Origin of the sequence: Rhodococcus rhodnii NBRC 100604 (assembly GCF_001894925.1) — a bacterium.
GTDB classification, from domain to species: domain Bacteria; phylum Actinomycetota; class Actinomycetes; order Mycobacteriales; family Mycobacteriaceae; genus Rhodococcus_F; species Rhodococcus_F rhodnii.
Genome location: NZ_BCXD01000006.1, coordinates 90,425 through 106,933, shown reverse-complemented (window position 1 = coordinate 106,933; position 16,509 = coordinate 90,425). Strand labels below are relative to the sequence as shown.

Below are 16,509 nucleotides of genomic sequence, written 5' to 3'. Positions count from 1 at the left end.
CCCCGGCAGGGGGAATTGCCCGCCCCGTGACCCAAAGGTCACAGGACCGGAAGAGCGGTACGGCAGTACAACTTTCGCGTGCGGTGACACGCAACGGTGACGTGTGACACTCGTGGCACACCGGCCGATACAGAACGTGACACCGCAATCGACAGGAGCCACCATGAGCACCGCAGCGATCCGGCGTGGCCTCGTCGCCACCCTCGCCGCAGCCGCGATGGGTACCGCCGCCCTCGTCGGCGCCGGCACCGCCCACGCCCAGCCGACGTCCACCACCATGACGTGCGGCAGCGCGAACCCACTGTTCTGGGCGCCGCAGTTCACCTGGACCGTGACGGCCTCGTCCGGCGAGTCGCTGCCTCCGGGCGGCGACGGGCTCGAACCGTCGCTGCTGCTCAGCGGCGACAACACGCTGCCCAACCCGCCCGCCGGGCTGTTCCCGCACCTCGGGCCGGACTGGTACGGCACGCGCGTGATCGTCGACTGGCACAACACCACGACGGGCGCGTCGGGCCAGAGTTTCAGCGACGAGGAGGCGTGGAAGCAGAAGCCGGGCATTCCCGTGAACCGCGCGTGGACCGGGACAGGCAGCGTAGACGTCACCGTCACGGTGCAGACCGGTGCGGGATGGTGGTGGTTCAATCCGCAGAACGCCGTGTGCACCGGCACCGTCGAGATCGTGCCGGGACGCGGCTGACGATCAGCGTCGGGCGCGGGCCCGCACCGCGAGTGCCGTCGCCAGCAGGAACGCCGCGAGGACGAGCGCGGGCCCGACGCCCGGATCGTCGCGCAGCAGTTCCGCGACGGCGGCGACGAACGCGATCACCGAGAAGAAGCCGAACAGCCCGATGAGCAGTTCGAGGTGGTGGCGGACGCGCTGCTGTCCCGGCTCGGGCATCAGCTCTTGACTCCGCCGGCCGTGAGACCCGAGACGATCCGGCGCTGGAACACGAGCACCATGATGACGAGCGGGATCGTGACGATCGTGCCCGCCGCCATGATCGCGGTGTAGGGCTGCGAGTACGCGTCGACGCCCGTGAACCGCGCGATCGCGACGGTGACGGGCTCGGTCGCGCGGTTCGACAGCTGACTCGCCAGCATGAACTCGTTCCACGTCGCGATGAACGCGAGGATCGCCGTCGTGAACAGGGCGGGCGCCGCGAGCGGCAGGATCACGAGCCGGAACGCCTGCGCGCGGGTCGCGCCGTCGACACGTGCCGCCTCCTCGAGTTCCCACGGCAGATCGGCCATGAACGCCGTCAGCGTGTAGATCGTCAGCGGCAGCACGAACGAGATGTTCGGGATGATCAGGGCCTGGTACTGCCCGATCCAGTTCAGGTCGCCGAACAGCTGGAACAGCGGCGTCACGAGCGCGACGCCCGGGAACATCGACGCGGCGAGGACGACACCCGTCACGACGTACTTGCCGCGGAAGTCGATGCGCGCGAGCGCATACGACGTGAAGATGCCCAGCAGCAGCGCCACGAACGTCGTGACGGCGCCGATCACGAGGCTGTTGACGATGGCGCCGAGGAAGTCGTTGCCCTTGTCGGTCGCGAGCGCCTCACGGAAGTTGTCGAGCGTGACGTGCGTCGGCCACGGAGTCGTGTCGAAGGTGTGGGCGATGTCGCGGAACGCCGTGACGACCATCCAGTAGAACGGCGCGAGCCCCCACACGAGGATCACGACGACACCGATGTACGTGCGAACGGTGGGGCCGAGTCGCGGACGCGGTGCGCGCAACGGACGGCGCGGGCTCTGCTCGTCGGCGCCGGGCGCCTCGGGCGCGCGGTGACGGCCGGTGACGGTCACAGGCTCGCTCCCTTCCGCTGGTTCTCCTGGGTCCGGACGGCGTTGGCGCCCAGGAACTTCACCATCACGAACGCGACGGCGAAGATCATGAGGAACACGAGCGTCGAGAGGGCGGACGCGCTGTTGAAGTTGCCGGCCCGCATGTCGGCGACGACGAGGATCGAGACGGTCGTCGTGGGCGTCGAGCCGCTGGTGCCGCTGAGGATCGCGGGGAGGTCGTACATCCGGAGGACGTCGAGCGTCCGGAACAGAATCGCCACCATGAGTGCGGGTTTCACGAGCGGCAGCGTGATCTGGGTGAATCGCTGCCACGCGGACGCGCCGTCGACGCGCGCGGCCTCGTAGGTGTCCTTCGGGATCATCTGCAGGCCCGCGAGGATGAGCAGCGCCATGAACGGCGCCGTCTTCCACACGTCCGCGATGATCACTGCGAATCGCGACGCCCACGGGTCCGTCGTCCACGCGATGTCGGTGCCGAGCATCTTGTTGGCGATGCCGTTCTCGGAGAAGATGAAGAACCACAGTTTCGCCGTCACCGCGGTGGGGATCGCCCACGGGATGAGCACACTCGCCCGGAGCATCGAGCGGCCGAAGAAGCTGCGGCTCATGACGATCGCCATCCACAGCCCGAGGCACGCCTCGATGGAGACGGTGACGACCGCGAAGAAGAACGTCGTGCCGACCGCGGGCCAGAAGTCGGCGCCCAGCGTGCCGGGCGGGCACGTGACGTCGCCGCATCGCTGCGTGAGCCACATGAGGTAGTGATCGAAGCCCGCGAAGCCCCCGGCCTCGAAACGCCCCGTGTCCTCGTTGATCCCGCGTTCCGCCTGGAACGACAGATAGACGGCCCGCAGGACGGGGTAGCCGATGACGACGGCGAGAATCGCCATCGTGGGTGCCACGAGCCAGAAGGCCCTGCGGTTGCTTTTCACCGCGAGCACCCGGGAACGGCCGGAGCCGGCCCGATCCTCCATCGACTACCCCCTACTGCGCCTCGTGGTCACGAGACCGTCATGCGGACTGCGAAATTCAGCCGGCGGCCGACGTGATCGCAGCCGACATGTCGGCGACCGCCTGATCGACGGACTTGCCACCGGTGATCGCAGCATAGGCGTTGTCCTGGATCGCCTTGCTCACGGCAGCGTAGTACGGCGTCACCGGCCGCGGAACGGCGTTCTCGAGCGCCGTCTTCAGTGCCGGCAGGTAGGGCTGGGCCTCGACGAGTGCGGGATCGTCGTAGACCGAGGCGAGGACGGGCGGGAACGACGCCTCCGCGAACGACGCCTGGTTCTCCGGGTTCTGGACGAACTCGATGAAGTCGCGTGCGGTCGCCTTGAACTCGGAGTTCACGTTGATGCCGTTGTTGTAGCCGCCGAGCGTCGACGCGCCCGGTCCGTTCGGTCCGACGATCGGTGCGACGGCGACATTGCCCGCGACCTCCGAGCCCTCGTCCTCTGCGTTCGAGTACATGTAGGGCCAGTTGTAGGCGAACAGCGTCTCACCGCCGACGAACGCGAAGTTCGTCTCCTCTTCGGTGAATCCGGTCGCGCGGGCCGGGATCTGGCCGCCCTCGTACGCGTCGACGAGCGCCTGCAGTCCGGCCTTCGCCTGGTCGGAGTCGATCTCCGGGGTCGAGCCGTCGGAGCCGACGACCTCGCCGCCCCACGAGTTGACGAACTGCGTCGTCGCGACCGTCAGGCCCTCGTACTGCTTGAGCTGCGTCGCGAGGCAGTCGACGTTCCGTTCGGTCGCCGTCTGGCACGCGCCGGTGAGTGCGGCCCAGTCGGCGGGCGCCTCGGGCAGCAGATCCGTGCGGTAGTACAGCAACTGGGCGTTGGTGTTCTGCGGGCCCGCGTAGAGGACGTCGCGGTAGGTCGCGCTCTCGACGGTCGCCGGGAGCAGCCCGGAGGTGTCGATCGCGAGGTCGCCGTCGAGCGGCTGGAGCCAGCCGTTCGCCGCGAACTCCGCCGTCCACGTGACGTCGAGCGCCATGACGTCGTAGTCGGTGTTGCCGGCCTGCAGCGACTGCACGAGGCGCTCGCGCTGGTCGTCCGCCTCACCGGGCAGCTCCGAGAGCTCGACCTGCTCGTCCGGATGCTCCGCGTTCCACGCCTCGATGACGGGCAGGAGCTTGTCGGTGTCGTTCTTGCCCATCGCGAACGTGATGGGGCCGCGTCCGTCGACGTTCTCGCCGGCCGCGTCGCCGGAGTCACCGCCGTTCGAGCACGCAGCGAGCGTGACCATCGACGCCGCCGTCGCGACGACCGCGGCACGCCGCGCGAATGTGGAAATCTGCACCATGAACCCTCCGTATGCACTGGTGGGCTCTCCGAACTCGAGAACTCACCCCCGTCGTGTCGACAGGAGCATACTGTGGCGCACGACACATGCGATTTTGGGGCCGCCCGGTGGCGGCGTGCGGTGCCGTTCCGCGCGATTCGCCGCACGTACCGATCGCTCCCCGGCGAGGATGGCTCCTGGAGCCGACACAACCGACGAGGAGCATCATGACGCAACTCGATTTCGACGACACGACCGACTTCGACGACGCGAAACGCGGTTTCGTCGCCGCGCTCGATCCGCCCGTCGTGACGGGTGCCGGCGGACGCACCGTGTGGGATGCCGACGCCTACGGCTTCATGGCCGGGCAGTGCCCGCCCACCGCGAATCCGAGCCTGTGGCGGCAGGGGCAGCTGTGCTCGGAGCAGGGGTTGTTCGAGGTCACCGACGGAATCTTTCAGGTGCGGGGCCTCGACCTGTCCAACATGCCCCTCGTCGAGGGCACCGAGGGCGTGATCGTGATCGATCCGCTCATCTCGACCGAGACCGCCGCGGCGGCTCTCGCGCTCTACCGGCGCCACCGCGGCGAGCGGCCGGTCACCGGGCTGATCTACACGCACTCGCACGTCGACCATTTCGGTGGTGCGCGCGGCGTCCTGCCCGAGGGGGACGGCGTCCCCATCGTGGCGCCGGTGGGCTTCCTCGAACATGCCGTGAGCGAGAACGTCTACGCGGGCAACGCGATGACGCGACGCTCGATCTTCATGTACGGCGCGGGGCTCGAGAAGGGTCCGGCGGGGCAGATCGGCTGCGGGCTCGGCATGACGACGTCGGTCGGCACCGTCTCGCTCGTGCCGCCGACGCTCGACGTCACGCACACGGGGCAGGAGGAGGTGATCGACGGCGTCCGCATCGTCTTCCAGCTCACGCCGGGCACCGAGGCACCCGCCGAGATGAACTTCCTGTTCCCGGATCGGCGCGCACTCTGCATGGCGGAGAACGCGACTCACAACATGCACAACGTCCTCACGCTGCGGGGCGCGCTCGTACGCGACACCCGGGTGTGGGCACGCTATCTCGACGAGGCGGTCGCGATGTTCGCGGGTGACGCCGACGTCGCGTTCGCGTCGCATCACTGGCCGACGTGGGGCCGCGACGAGTGGACGGGCTGGCTCACGAGTCAGCGAGACATGTACGCGTACCTTCACGATCAGACGCTGCGGATGATCAACGAAGGGTGGACGGGACCGGAGATCGCGGAGCGGCTGACACTGCACCCGAGCCTCGACGACGTCTGGGCGAATCGCGGCTACTACGGCTCGCTGAGCCACAACGTCAAGGCGGTCTACCAGCGGTACATGGGCTGGTTCGACGGCAATCCCGCGCACCTGTGGGAGCATCCGCCCGTCGAGCGGGCGAAGCGGTACGCCGCCGACTACGGCGGTGTCGACGCGCTCGTCGCGAAGGCACGCGAGTACGCGGCGGCGGGGGATCTGCGCTTCGCTGCGACACTGCTCGATCACGCCGTCTTCGCCGATCCTGCCCACACCGAGGCGAAGTCGGCGCTCGCGGAGGTCTACACCCGGCTCGGGCACGGCGCCGAGAACGGCCCGTGACGCAACTTCTTCCTCGTCGGTGCCCAGGAACTGCGCGGCGGGCCCACACCGACCGACATCGACACGGCGGGCTCCGGAATCGTCACGGCCCTCACCGTCGACATGATCATCGACTCGCTGGCCGTGCAGGTGGACGGCCCGAAGGCCGCCGAGTCGGACTTCACGATGGACTGGAACGTCACCGACGACGACTCGCGGGTCCGGCTGACGCTGTCGAACGGGGCACTCACGCACCGCACCGACCGGCCCGAGGCCCCGATCACGGGAACCTCCGACGCGACGCTCACGCTGTCGAAACGGCAACTGCTCGGCGCCCTCTCGGGCCAGGGACTCGGCGACATCACCGTCGCGGGCGACGAGGACGTCTTCGGCAGGCTGCTCGCGCTGCTCGTCACTCCCGATCCCCGGTTCGCCATCGTCACACCGTGATGCTCCTGCCGGGGCCCGGCGAGACGGGTCAGTCGGGGAGCCGCCGCATCTCGACGACGACGAGCCCGAGACTGTCGAATCGAGCGAGCAGCCCACGGAGTTCGGAGGGCCCTGCCACCGGCCCGTACAGCATCGTGTAGGGCCCGGGGACGTCCGAGACGCTCAGTTCGGGGAACACCGAGAGCGCGCGCTCGGAGAGGTCTCCCGAGATCGAGAACGCGTACCGGACGCGCTGCGGCCACGTTTCGGGCATCGCGTCCTCCTTCCGTCTCATCGATCGTCGCATCGGCCTGCGCTCCCACACTTCACCCGTTCGTGGTGAACCGGCGCTTCGCGACGACTGCGGCACACCTGCGGTGCCCGTGCACGATCAGAGGAGCCCGATCGCGCGTGCAGCCCCGACCGCCTCGGTCCGCGTCGACGCGCCGAGCTTGCCGTAGATTCCGCGCAGATGCGTCTTGACGGTGTTGACCGACACGCCCAGAACGGCGGCGATCTCGCCCGCGGTGCACGGCGACGGCAACTGCCGCAGCACCCGCGTCTCCGCGGCGGTGAGGATGACCGCCGAGCGCGCGTGCACGGCGTCGGGACGATGCCGGATGGTCTCGGCGAACTCGTCGAGACACCCGAAGCGACCCGCGCCGGCGTCGAGCAACGCCATCGCCCCCCTCACCGCGAGAAAGGGGCGCACGAGCCGCTCCGGCTCCGCCGCCAGCAGCGCCGCCTCGATGTCCGCGTCGCTGCCGACCCGGTCGCCCGCCTCCGCGCGCACGACGGCGCGCAGCACCAGGGCGTCCACGCGGGAGGGCGACGGGTCGGTGCGGGTCAGCACCGAGTCGAGACGCACGCGGGCGTCTCCGGCGTGACCGCACGCGACATCGATCGCCGCACGGCCGATCTCGCACTCGGCGACGTCCCCGTACAGGTCGTGGGCCGCGCGGACGACGCTGCGAGCATGCTCCGGCTCGTGCAACTCCAGCAGCATCCAGGTGGTCGCGAGCGCGAGCATCGGCCCCGCCACGGGCACGGGTGGCCCCTCCGCCGACCGGCGCGCAGCACGCGCGATGGTCTGCGCCGCAACGGCTCTGTCGTCGCTGTCGGCGAGACCGTCCAGCTCGGCCAGCGCGTACGCGACGGGGTCCGCCGCCGGATCCGCACCTCGTACGGGCACCTCTGCCGTCAGGTACCGCTGCAGCGCGAGCAGCGCCCCGGATCGCGCGGCGTCGACGGACTGCCGGAGCCCGGCTCCCGCTGCGAAGGCCAGTGCTGCCTCGGCGCGTCCGGCCATGACGGTGAGCGAGCCGTGCGCGCCGGCATCGGCAGCGAGCAGCGCTCGCGCGGCGAGTTCGAGCTCCGGGATCCGCACGTGTTCCGCCAGCGCGAGAGCACGGTGAAGCAGCGGCGCCGCGGCGGCCGGATCCGTCCTCGCCTCGACGAGCGCGACGTAGCACTCGACGTCGGGACGATCGGTGGGCGGCACGTCACCGGCGTCGAGGATGCCGAGAGCCCCTTCGACATCGCGCGTCACCGCCACCCGCAGCCGCGCGAAGACGTGCGGCGGGCAGAGGTCGGATCCGACCGCGGCGTTCGCGATGTCGACGAAGGCGCGAGCACCGCCGAACTCCCGGTGCCGCACGGCGTGCATCGCCCGCAGCAGATGGACGAAGGGATCTCCGCCGATGTCGGCGGGAGCGTCGTCGAGCGCCCGGAGCCACGCGGTGCCCGACCCGCTCCACACGGCACGCGGGCCCGATTCGGCGACACAGCGGGCGATCTCGCCGTGATCACCGCTCGCCACGAGGTGTCCGAGCGCGCGATCGGGCTGCCGCTCGCGCTCGAACCACCGGCCGACCTGCGCGTCGAGCGCGGCCCTGCGTTCGTGTCCCATCGTGCGGGTCAACTCGGCGAGGAGATATGCCCGCATCATCGGGTGGTAGCGGTACACCTCGGACCGCCCGCTTCCGGTCCGGCTGATGGGGAAGTTCGTCGCCAGCAGCCTGGCGAGGGTGTGCTCGGCGCGAGGGCCCGCGAGCGCGGCCGCCAAGTCGGTGGTGAAGTCGTCGGGAACCGCTGTCGCAGCGAGGAATCGGCGCGTACGCGGACTCATCGACGCGAGCAACTCGTCCACGATGCGGTCGGCGGCGACGGGCCGGCGTGACGCGGTGAGCGAATCGAGTGCCGCCGGACGCGTTCCGGTCTCGGCGAAGAGCAACAGGACGAAACGCACCATCGCGGCCCAGCCGCGTGTGGTACCGACGATCTCGTCGACGTCGGACTCCGACACGCGAACTCGCTCACCCTCGAACAACTCTCGCGTCTCGTCGCGCGTGAAACGCAGGCTGTCGCCGCCCACTCGGACCAGCACGCCGCTCGCGTCGAGCTGCGGCCACGCCACCGGCGGGTCGAATCGCGCCGCGACCACGATCGTGACGGGCTTGGGCAGGCGGGACAGGAAGAACGACAAGGCGGACAACGTGATCGGGTCGTGGAGGACGTGCGCGTCGTCGAGCACGATCACGACCTCGCCCGGCGTAGCGTCGAGCCACCGCAGCAGCGCCGCCGCGGCAGCACGCGGCGACGGATCGGGTGTCGCCGTCGGCGCACCCACCGACGCCGCGACGGTGTCCCAGAACAGGACCGGATCGTTGTGCTGTTCGCCGAGCGTCGTCCACGCCACCGTCCGGCCGCGCGTGCCGATGCATTCCAGCCAGCTCACCACGGCCACCGTCTTGCCGCTGCCCGCGACACTCGACAGAAGCGCGGTACCGCCCCCGATGTCGCGCGCCCGGTTCAGCCGCTCGCACACCGCGTGACGGTGGATGGGTGCCGCGGGCAGACGCGGGACCGACGCAGCGCGCGCGTCGCCACCCCCCACACCCCGAAATTCGACAGTTCCCACCACCCGCTCCCGCGTTCGGTGGCCGGACTCCGCCATCTCCTTCCGTTCGGAACGTACCGCGAGCGCCGAGACGTCCGGGCGGGTTCGGGAGTTGCGGTCGTGCATCACCCCGTGATCGGCTACGCGGTCGCGGCCGACAGGCTTCGCGGTGTCCTCGACAGCGCCGAGCGCTGGCTGCAGGCGAACAACCACACCGTCCTCGCGGTCGTTCTGCTGGTCATGGGCGTCGTCGTCCTCGGGAAGGGCATCGGCACCGCGTGAGGCTGCTCGCCGTCAGGACAGGCGGGTGCCGTCGCCGGTGGAGAAGACGTGCAGTCGAGCGGGATCGACGCCGAACGTGACGACATCGCCCTTGCTGGGCGGACGCCGCCAGTCGACGCGCGCGACGACGGGCCTGCGCTCGCCGTTCACCTCGGTGTCGCCGTAGACGAAGGCGTCCGAGCCGAGTTCCTCGACGACGTCGACCTCGACGCGCAGTCCGGGAGCCTCCGTCGCCACCGGTTCGAGGTGCTCGGGACGGATCCCGACGGTCACCTCGCGGTCGGCGTTCTCGCCGCGCAACTGCCGCGGAACCGCGATCTGCGCGCCACCGATCTCGATGCCGTCGTCGGTGATCGGGACGGTGTAGAGGTTCATCGACGGCGATCCCATGAAGCCGGCGACGAACACGTTCGCGGGGCGGTCGTAGAGTTCGCGCGGCGACGCACACTGCTGCAGTACGCCGCTCTCGAGGACGGCGACGCGGTCGCCCATCGTCATCGCCTCGACCTGATCGTGCGTGACGTAGACGGTGGTGGTGCCGAGCCGCCGCTGCAATTGCGCGATCTGGGTGCGAGTCTGGACGCGCAGCTTGGCATCGAGATTCGACAGCGGTTCGTCCATGAGGAAGACCTGCGGCTGCCGAACGATGGCCCGCCCCATCGCGACTCGCTGCCGCTGCCCACCCGACAGGGCCTTGGGTTTGCGGTCGAGGAAGGGCTCGAGGTCGAGCAGCCGGGCCGCCTCCTCGACGCGCTGCCGTATCTCCGCCTTGCTCTTCTTGGCGAGTTTCAGTGCGAAGCCCATGTTCTCGGCGACCGACATGTGCGGGTACAGCGCGTAGTTCTGGAAGACCATCGCGATGTCGCGGTCCTTGGGGTCCGCGGCGGTGACGTCCTTGTCGCCGATGAGGATGCGGCCACCGGCGACGGGTTCGAGGCCGGCGAGCATGCGCAACGACGTCGACTTCCCGCACCCCGACGGACCGACGAGGACGAGGAACTCACCGTCCTCGATGTGGAGATCGAGTTCGTCGACCGCAGGTGTGGTCGTCCCCGGAAACACACACGATGTGCCGTCGTACGTGACTGTCGCCATGGCGCGCAGAGTACAGGTCAGAGAATCGCCGCGTACGCTGCGGTGCCGGTGTGGAAATCGGCGGGATGGGTGACCGGCGCCGCCAGCAGCCCTGCGGCCGAGTCGGTGAGGAAGTGGCCGACGCCGATCCAGTTCGGCTCGTAGGAACCCTCACGGATTCCCGCCTCGTATTCGGCGCAGACGTCGCTGATCATGGTGCCGAGAATTCGCCCGCGCCCCGACAGAATCCCTTCGGGGACGTGGGCAGTGAACACGCGCATGCGGTCGGCGAGGGCGGCGATGCGGGGATCCGCCGAACTCGCGGCGGCGACGATCGCCGCCGTCGACGGCGTGTTGCGGAGCTGCTGGAGCAGACCCGCCCGCCAGCTCGGTACGGGCAGCCCCCCGAAGGTGTCGGTCGTCGGGAGCACCAGCGCGCGCAGCACGTCCACCAGTTCCGGCTCGGCGGGCATCGCCGCGACGCGGTCTGCGCGCAGCCGCCGGGTCTCGCTGGTGTGCCGTGCGACGAGCGCGTCGAGCAGTTCGTCGCGGCCGCCGAAGTGATACGAGACCGCCGAATGGTTGGAGTTGCCCGCATGTTCGGCGATGCGGCGGTTGGACACCGAGCCGATGCCGTTGAGCGCGAACAGTTCCTCCGCGGAGTCGAGCAGCGCGGTCCTGGCGCGCTCGCCGTGCTTGGCCACCGGTAGTCCCTCGATCCCCGCTGCAGTCGCGACGGTCCGTTTCGAGGCGTTTGCGTCACTCGCCTCGACGTCAAGGGTAGGCGGCGGGCCCGTCGCCGCTGCCCCGACGGTGCTGAGAGTCATCTCACCGAGGCCGCACGAGCATTTTTAAGACATGTGGCGTAATTTGGCTGGGTCGCTCTCAGCACTTCAGGAGGTACCCGTGGCCGAGCCCACGACAGACGCCGACGGCGCGGAGGATACGGACGCCGCGGCGGCGCGTGCTCGCAAGGAGAAGATCGGCCGCTACGTCTTCGCGTTCCTGTTCCCGTTCGTGATGACGGTGATGATGGTCGGCGGATATCTCGGCGCGATGCACGCCCCGAGCCCGAAGGACATGCCGATCGCCGTCACCGGGCCTGCCGCCACCGCGCAGCAGGTCGCCGGCGCCATCGACGCCGCCGACCCGGACGCCGTCGACGTGCGGATCGTCGGTGACGTCGACGAGGCCCGTGCCGCCGTCGACGCCCGCGACGTCGCGGGTGCGGTGGCACTCGCACCGGACGGCGCATCCGCGACCGTCTACACCGCGTCCGCGGCGGGTGCGTCGCAGGCGTCGACCGTCACCTCGCTCGTCGTACCGCCCCTGGTCGCCGAGGGTGTCGACATCGCGGCCGAGGATCTCGCGCCGCTGCCGCAGCACGATCCCGCCGGCCTCGCCGCGATGTTCATGACGACGGGGCTGATCCTCGCCGGCTACATGCCGCTGAGCCTCGCCCTCTCCAACAGCCCGGACCTGTTGCGACTGCGCCGATTCGTGCCCGTCCTCGCCGGATGGGCTGCCGTGTGCAGCGGCGTCGTGTGGCTCATCGCGGGCCCCGTCCTCGGTGGCATCGAAGGCCACGGCGCAGCGGTGTTCGGCATCGGCTGGCTCGCCGTGTTCGCGGTCGGCATGGTGCAGCTGCTCTTCACACGCTTCCTCGGCCCGCTCGCCGTCCTGCTCGGCATGCTGCTGCTCATGGTGCTCGGCGTCCCGGCGTCGAACCTCGCGATGTCGATCCACACGATGCCGTCGTTCTTCGGCTTCCTGCACGGGATTCTGCCGACGCCCGCCACAGGTGAGGCGCTGCGGTCGGTGCTGTACTTCGGCAGTGTCGGCGTGGGCGGGCACCTCGTCGTTCTCGCCGTCGGCGCGCTCGTCGGCCTCGCGGGCACGGCGGCCGTCGACGCACTGCGCAAGCGTCGCAAGCCCGACGCCGCGCCACCGCAGGTCACGATGCCCTCGCTCACCGGCTCCGCGACGGCGCCGCGCCCCGCCGTGCGCTACGCGGTGCTCGGCATGTTCCCGCTCACGATGGTCGCGCTCATGGTCGCGCTCATGACGGCGGGCATGTACAAGCCGATGCCGCGCGAAGTTCCGGTCGCCGTCGTCGCCACCGACCAGGCGCAGGCCGAGGCGGCGGCGTCGGGCCTCGACGAGTCGATGTCGGGCATGTTCGAGTTCAGTGCGACGACGTCGGTGGATCAGGCGCGAGCGGCGGTCGCGGGGCGCGACGTCGTCGCCGCGTACGTCCTCCCGAGTGCCGAATCGCCGAGCGCGGAACTCGTCACCGCGGGTGCCGCCGGCATGAGCCAGCAGCAACTCGTGGCTCGCACGTTCGACCAGGTCGCGCAGAGTCAGGGGGTTCCGCTCGTCACCAGCGACGTCGCGCCGCTGTCGGGCGAGGACTCGATGGGCACCGTCGCGATGTACCTCGGGATGGGCTGGATCATGGCCGGATTCCTGCTCGCGATGGTGCTCGGCAACGCGGCGCCCGACCTGATCCGGTTGCGTCGTTTCGCCCCGATCGCCGTGGCGTGGGGAATCGTGATGTCGGCCGTCGTCTGGCTCATCGCGGGGCCGATCGTCGGAGCCGTCTCCGGGCACTTCCTCGCGCTGTGGGGTATCGGTGCACTCGCGATCGCCGCGGTCGCGCTGTTCAGCTCGGTGTTCGTGCGGCTGCTCGGCATCATCGCGGTGATCCCGATCATCACCGTGCTGATGTTCCTGGGCGTTCCCGCATCGGGCGGCGGCGTGTCCGTCTACATGATCCCCGAGCTCTTCCGCGCGCTCCACGCCGTGCTGCCGATGCCCGCAGCCGTCGAATCGGCGCGAGCCGTCCTGTATTTCGACGGAACGGGCGTCGGCGGTCATCTCGTGACGTTCCTGATCTGGGGCGTCGTCGGCATCGTGGGCGCAGCCGCGATCGAGCTGTACCGGTCACGCCGTGATCGCGGCGAGAAGGAGCCGGAACTCGAGATCGACACCCCACAACAGGAGTTCGATCCCGTTCCCTGACCGGACCCACTGCGCCACCGGCGGCGAGCGATCACCTGCTCGCCGCCGGTTTTCGTCGTGCCTCGATCCGGCCTCCACCGTCACGGCGCGGTGCGTTGTCGGTGGCGTCTGTCAGTCTGTGCGGCTCTCGCGAGTGCGAGACGCGCCGCTCGCGGCGCACGCCTCCCCCCAGGAGTTACGGGCCATGACGCAGTTCGACCCCACCTCGGCTTTCGCCGCCGCAGCAACCGGCGATCCCGCCACGACCCGTGCGCGCTCCGGCGCACGGACGCCGGTGAACTGAGCGGACGGGCGAGGAGGAGACTCGAATGCAGTACTACGAGGGACTGTTCGGTGGGGTCGAGGTCGACGGCACGGCACTGCGGATGCATTCGGCGGGCGGCCCGGTGGTGGCGACTCGCCTCGAATTCGTGACGGGAGTTCGCCTGACGCCGGTGCGCGCCGACGGCCCGGGAGTGGTCGAGATCGACGTCAGCGATCACGCCGCCCCTGCCGCAGTGCATTTCGATCAGCGACTGAGCTCGCGCTTCTACGCACTGCACCGGTGGCTGCTCGCGGTCGTGGAGATCAACGCCGCCGTACATCGTGCCACGGCCGTGCCGGATCGCTCGTTCGCGGTGATCGACCTCGAGACGACCGGGTTCGCCTGCGCGCGACACGACAGGATCCTCGAAATCGCCGTCGTGCAACTCGATGCGGCGGCCGAGGTCGAGGATCGGTGGACGACGCTCGTGAACCCGCGGCGGGATGTCGGGCCGACGAGCATCCACGGCATCACCGCACGCGACGTCGCGTCGGCGCCGACGTTCGACGAGATCGCGGATGCGGTGCACTCGCTCGTCGCGGGCCGGATCGTCGTCGCGCACAACGCCCGCTTCGATATCCGTTTTCTCGCAGCGGCATTCGCCCGGATCGGGCAAGACATCGGACTGCAGGACGAACACGGTCTGTGCACGATGCGGCTGGCACGCAGCGTGCTCGGTACGGCATCACGCAGCCTCGCGGAGTGCTGCGCGACACTCGGCATCCACAACGACCACGCACACTCGGCGCTGGGCGACGCCCAGGCCTCCGCAGCGCTGTTTCGGGAGCTGCATCGTCACGACCATCCCGACATGTCCACCGCGCGACCGCTCGCAGGCGTTCCGGGCCGTGCCGTCGCGGCACCGACGCACCGGCGTGAGACGGCCACCGCCACGCCGGGGACGTGGCTGTCGCGGATCGCCGACCGGGCTCCGGCACCGCAGCAACGGCATCCGCACGGCGACGAGTACCTGGCGATGCTCGATCGTGCCCTGATCGACCGCGATCTTTCACTCGCCGAACACGATCAGCTCTTCGAGCTCGCGGAGACGTTCGGGATCGAGCGCGCCGACGGCGATGCACTCCACGTCGCCTACCTCGTGTCCCTCGCCGCCGCGGCATGGGAGGACGGCATCGTCACCGAGGCCGAACGGATCGACATTCAGGACGTCGCAGAACATCTCGGGGTGTCTGCGCGGACGGTCGACCGGCTCGTCTCACGGCCGCCCACCGACCGCACGCCCCCGCGCCGGGGCTTCGAGCTCAGAGTGGACGACCGAATCTCCCTGACAGGGGAGATGAGGCTGTCCCGCTCCGAGTGGATGGCGCGGGCCGCCGAAGCGGGCCTCGTCGTGGGGTCGGCCGTGACGAGGCGGACCGTGCTGCTCGTTGCCGCCGATCCCGATTCACTCGGCACGAAAGCACGGAAGGCTCGCGAGTACAGCATTCCCGTCGTCCACGAAGAGACGTTCGGGGCCCTGCTGGAGGCGATGCAGTCGCGGGGATGAGTTGGCGGCTGCCGGATGAGAGCCAACCCAGCCGGGGCACGGCGATCACTGACATGCTTTGTATGATTTTGACCTACAACACAGTCGCTGAATCATTCAGCACGGCACTTCCGGGTTTGGATAGCTTCCGAAGTGCGGGCGCTGCAGTGTTCGGGCCCGCGCATCCACAACCCACACAGGAGGATCGCCATGGAGGTCATCAGCCTCGAGCTGTTCAATCACCTGTTCTCGTTCGGAAGCCTCGTCACCTTCGGTGACTTCGTCTTCCAGTACGCCCCGATCTACATCTACTGAGGAGCGACACATGCTGTGGGACGCACTCTCGCAGTGGCTCGGGATCCAGTTCCCGATCGTGCTGGAGGACGTGATCATCTACTGGTCACCCGTCATCCATCTCAGCGCCTGAGCCGGCGGCCGTCTCGGGCCGCAGCCTGGCAACGGCGCCAGGCACACGCGCGCGTGCCGCCCGGAACGCATCCGGGCGGTACGCGACCGAGCAGATCAGCCTGCTACCTTCTCCTGCAACGAGGCAGCGAGTTCCGGTGTAGCGGCGACGATTCCGCTCCACCGCCTGGTGAGGTCCGTGTCGAACTCGATGGGCCTGTCGTACGCATCGACGACGACACCCCCGGACGCACCGACGAGCACGACGGCAGCCGCGATGTCCATGAGGCGATGCGTGTCGCTGCCGGCGTCGAGGAACGCATCGACCGCGCCCGTCGCCACGAATGCGGCGTCGAGCGTGCTGCAGCTCAGAATCCTGATGCGCTTCGCCTCGCGCGCGACGCGGCTCCACGCATCCCAGTTGCGTTCGTGGGGCCGCAAGACCGACACCGCGGCGGATGCGAGGTCGGTGCATCCGCTCGTCCGGAACGTCGACTCCGTCCGCGACGCCCACCAGACCAGGCCGGTGTGCAGCCAGGTGGTGATCGACTCGGTGAACTCGCCGTCGACCGCGACGGTCGCGCTGAAGCACGAGAGTGGCACGCCTGCAGCAGCGTTCGCCGATCCGTCGACGGGATCGACGACGAGCGTGACCGCCGAACCGATGTCGACGAATCCCCTCTCCTCCGTGAGGACGTTGACGCCGGCCTTCGTCGCCGCGGAGATGACGGCGTCCTCCACGACGACGTCGACGAACATCGTGTCGGTGCCGTCCGCACCCACCATCTCGACCGCCCGGAGTTGCTCGCGCGTGTAGCGGGAGACGGCGTCACGATAGGCGGCGAGCGCCGCGTCGGACGCCGCGGTGAGGGCAGGATGCGCGGACACGAGCGCGGAGGCAACCGGGGGAGTCACGAGATTC

The 16,509-nt window shown here is 69.5% G+C and carries 12 protein-coding genes and 2 pseudogenes; 5 read left to right on the top strand and 9 right to left on the bottom strand.

Annotated features, from left to right (window positions below):
* Positions 1 to 163: 163 nt before the first annotated feature.
* Entirely contained in the window at positions 164 to 697 is a 534-nt protein-coding gene (locus tag RR1_RS05980) for a hypothetical protein (RefSeq protein WP_040772768.1), read from the top strand.
* Between the two features lie 3 nt (positions 698 to 700).
* Here RR1_RS05980 and RR1_RS05975 read toward each other — a convergent pair whose 3' ends face one another.
* The 4 genes from RR1_RS05975 to RR1_RS05960 all read right to left on the bottom strand — a co-directional run bounded on the left by RR1_RS05975 (position 701) and on the right by RR1_RS05960 (position 4,113).
* The gene (locus tag RR1_RS05975; protein WP_010837792.1) at positions 701 to 898 is read right to left on the bottom strand and encodes a hypothetical protein; all 198 of its coding nucleotides are present in this window, start codon (positions 896 to 898) and stop codon (positions 701 to 703) included.
* The gene (locus RR1_RS05970) at positions 898 to 1,743 is read right to left on the bottom strand and encodes a carbohydrate ABC transporter permease (protein WP_040772806.1); all 846 of its coding nucleotides are present in this window, start codon (positions 1,741 to 1,743) and stop codon (positions 898 to 900) included. Before RR1_RS05970 ends, RR1_RS05975 begins: the two co-directional genes overlap by 1 nt.
* A gap of 65 nt (positions 1,744 to 1,808) precedes the next feature.
* Positions 1,809 to 2,786 (bottom strand): carbohydrate ABC transporter permease, encoded by a 978-nt coding sequence (locus RR1_RS05965; RefSeq protein ID WP_010837794.1) that lies wholly within the window; start codon positions 2,784 to 2,786, stop codon positions 1,809 to 1,811.
* Between the two features lie 55 nt (positions 2,787 to 2,841).
* On the bottom strand, positions 2,842 to 4,113 hold the full coding sequence (locus RR1_RS05960; RefSeq protein ID WP_010837795.1) for an ABC transporter substrate-binding protein: 1,272 nt from the start codon (positions 4,111 to 4,113) through the stop codon (positions 2,842 to 2,844).
* Between the two features lie 206 nt (positions 4,114 to 4,319).
* Between RR1_RS05960 and RR1_RS05955 the strand changes: the two are divergent.
* Positions 4,320 to 6,137 (top strand): annotated as a pseudogene (locus RR1_RS05955) (alkyl/aryl-sulfatase).
* A gap of 28 nt (positions 6,138 to 6,165) precedes the next feature.
* Here RR1_RS05955 and RR1_RS05950 read toward each other — a convergent pair.
* Both RR1_RS05950 and RR1_RS23020 read right to left on the bottom strand, forming a co-directional pair.
* Positions 6,166 to 6,390 (bottom strand): DUF8691 family protein, encoded by a 225-nt coding sequence (locus RR1_RS05950; protein WP_040772771.1) that lies wholly within the window; start codon positions 6,388 to 6,390, stop codon positions 6,166 to 6,168.
* A 117-nt stretch (positions 6,391 to 6,507) separates the two neighbouring features.
* Entirely contained in the window at positions 6,508 to 8,943 is a 2,436-nt protein-coding gene (locus RR1_RS23020) for a winged helix-turn-helix domain-containing protein (RefSeq protein WP_274518689.1), read from the bottom strand.
* A gap of 165 nt (positions 8,944 to 9,108) precedes the next feature.
* Here RR1_RS23020 and RR1_RS22815 point away from each other — a divergent pair.
* A pseudogene (locus RR1_RS22815) lies at positions 9,109 to 9,297 on the top strand (GAP family protein); the annotation flags it as partial.
* 12 nt (positions 9,298 to 9,309) lie between these two features.
* On the opposite strand, the gene RR1_RS05935 reads toward RR1_RS22815, so the two are convergent.
* The gene (locus RR1_RS05935) at positions 9,310 to 10,392 is read right to left on the bottom strand and encodes an ABC transporter ATP-binding protein (protein ID WP_010837802.1); all 1,083 of its coding nucleotides are present in this window, start codon (positions 10,390 to 10,392) and stop codon (positions 9,310 to 9,312) included.
* A gap of 17 nt (positions 10,393 to 10,409) precedes the next feature.
* Positions 10,410 to 11,075 carry a TetR/AcrR family transcriptional regulator gene (locus tag RR1_RS05930; RefSeq protein WP_010837803.1) on the bottom strand — a complete coding sequence of 222 codons (666 nt, stop codon included), beginning with the start codon at positions 11,073 to 11,075 and terminating at the stop codon, positions 10,410 to 10,412.
* 202 nt (positions 11,076 to 11,277) lie between these two features.
* Between RR1_RS05930 and RR1_RS05925 the strand changes: the two genes are divergently transcribed.
* The gene (locus RR1_RS05925) at positions 11,278 to 13,392 is read left to right on the top strand and encodes an ABC transporter permease (protein ID WP_010837804.1); all 2,115 of its coding nucleotides are present in this window, start codon (positions 11,278 to 11,280) and stop codon (positions 13,390 to 13,392) included.
* Between the two features lie 308 nt (positions 13,393 to 13,700).
* On the top strand, positions 13,701 to 15,203 hold the full coding sequence (locus RR1_RS05920) for an exonuclease domain-containing protein (RefSeq protein WP_010837806.1): 1,503 nt from the start codon (positions 13,701 to 13,703) through the stop codon (positions 15,201 to 15,203).
* Positions 15,204 to 15,704: 501 nt separating this feature from the next.
* Here the strand turns inward: RR1_RS05920 and RR1_RS05915 are convergent.
* Positions 15,705 to 16,502 carry an inositol monophosphatase family protein gene (locus tag RR1_RS05915; protein ID WP_040772780.1) on the bottom strand — a complete coding sequence of 266 codons (798 nt, stop codon included), beginning with the start codon at positions 16,500 to 16,502 and terminating at the stop codon, positions 15,705 to 15,707.
* Positions 16,503 to 16,509: the final 7 nt, after the last annotated feature.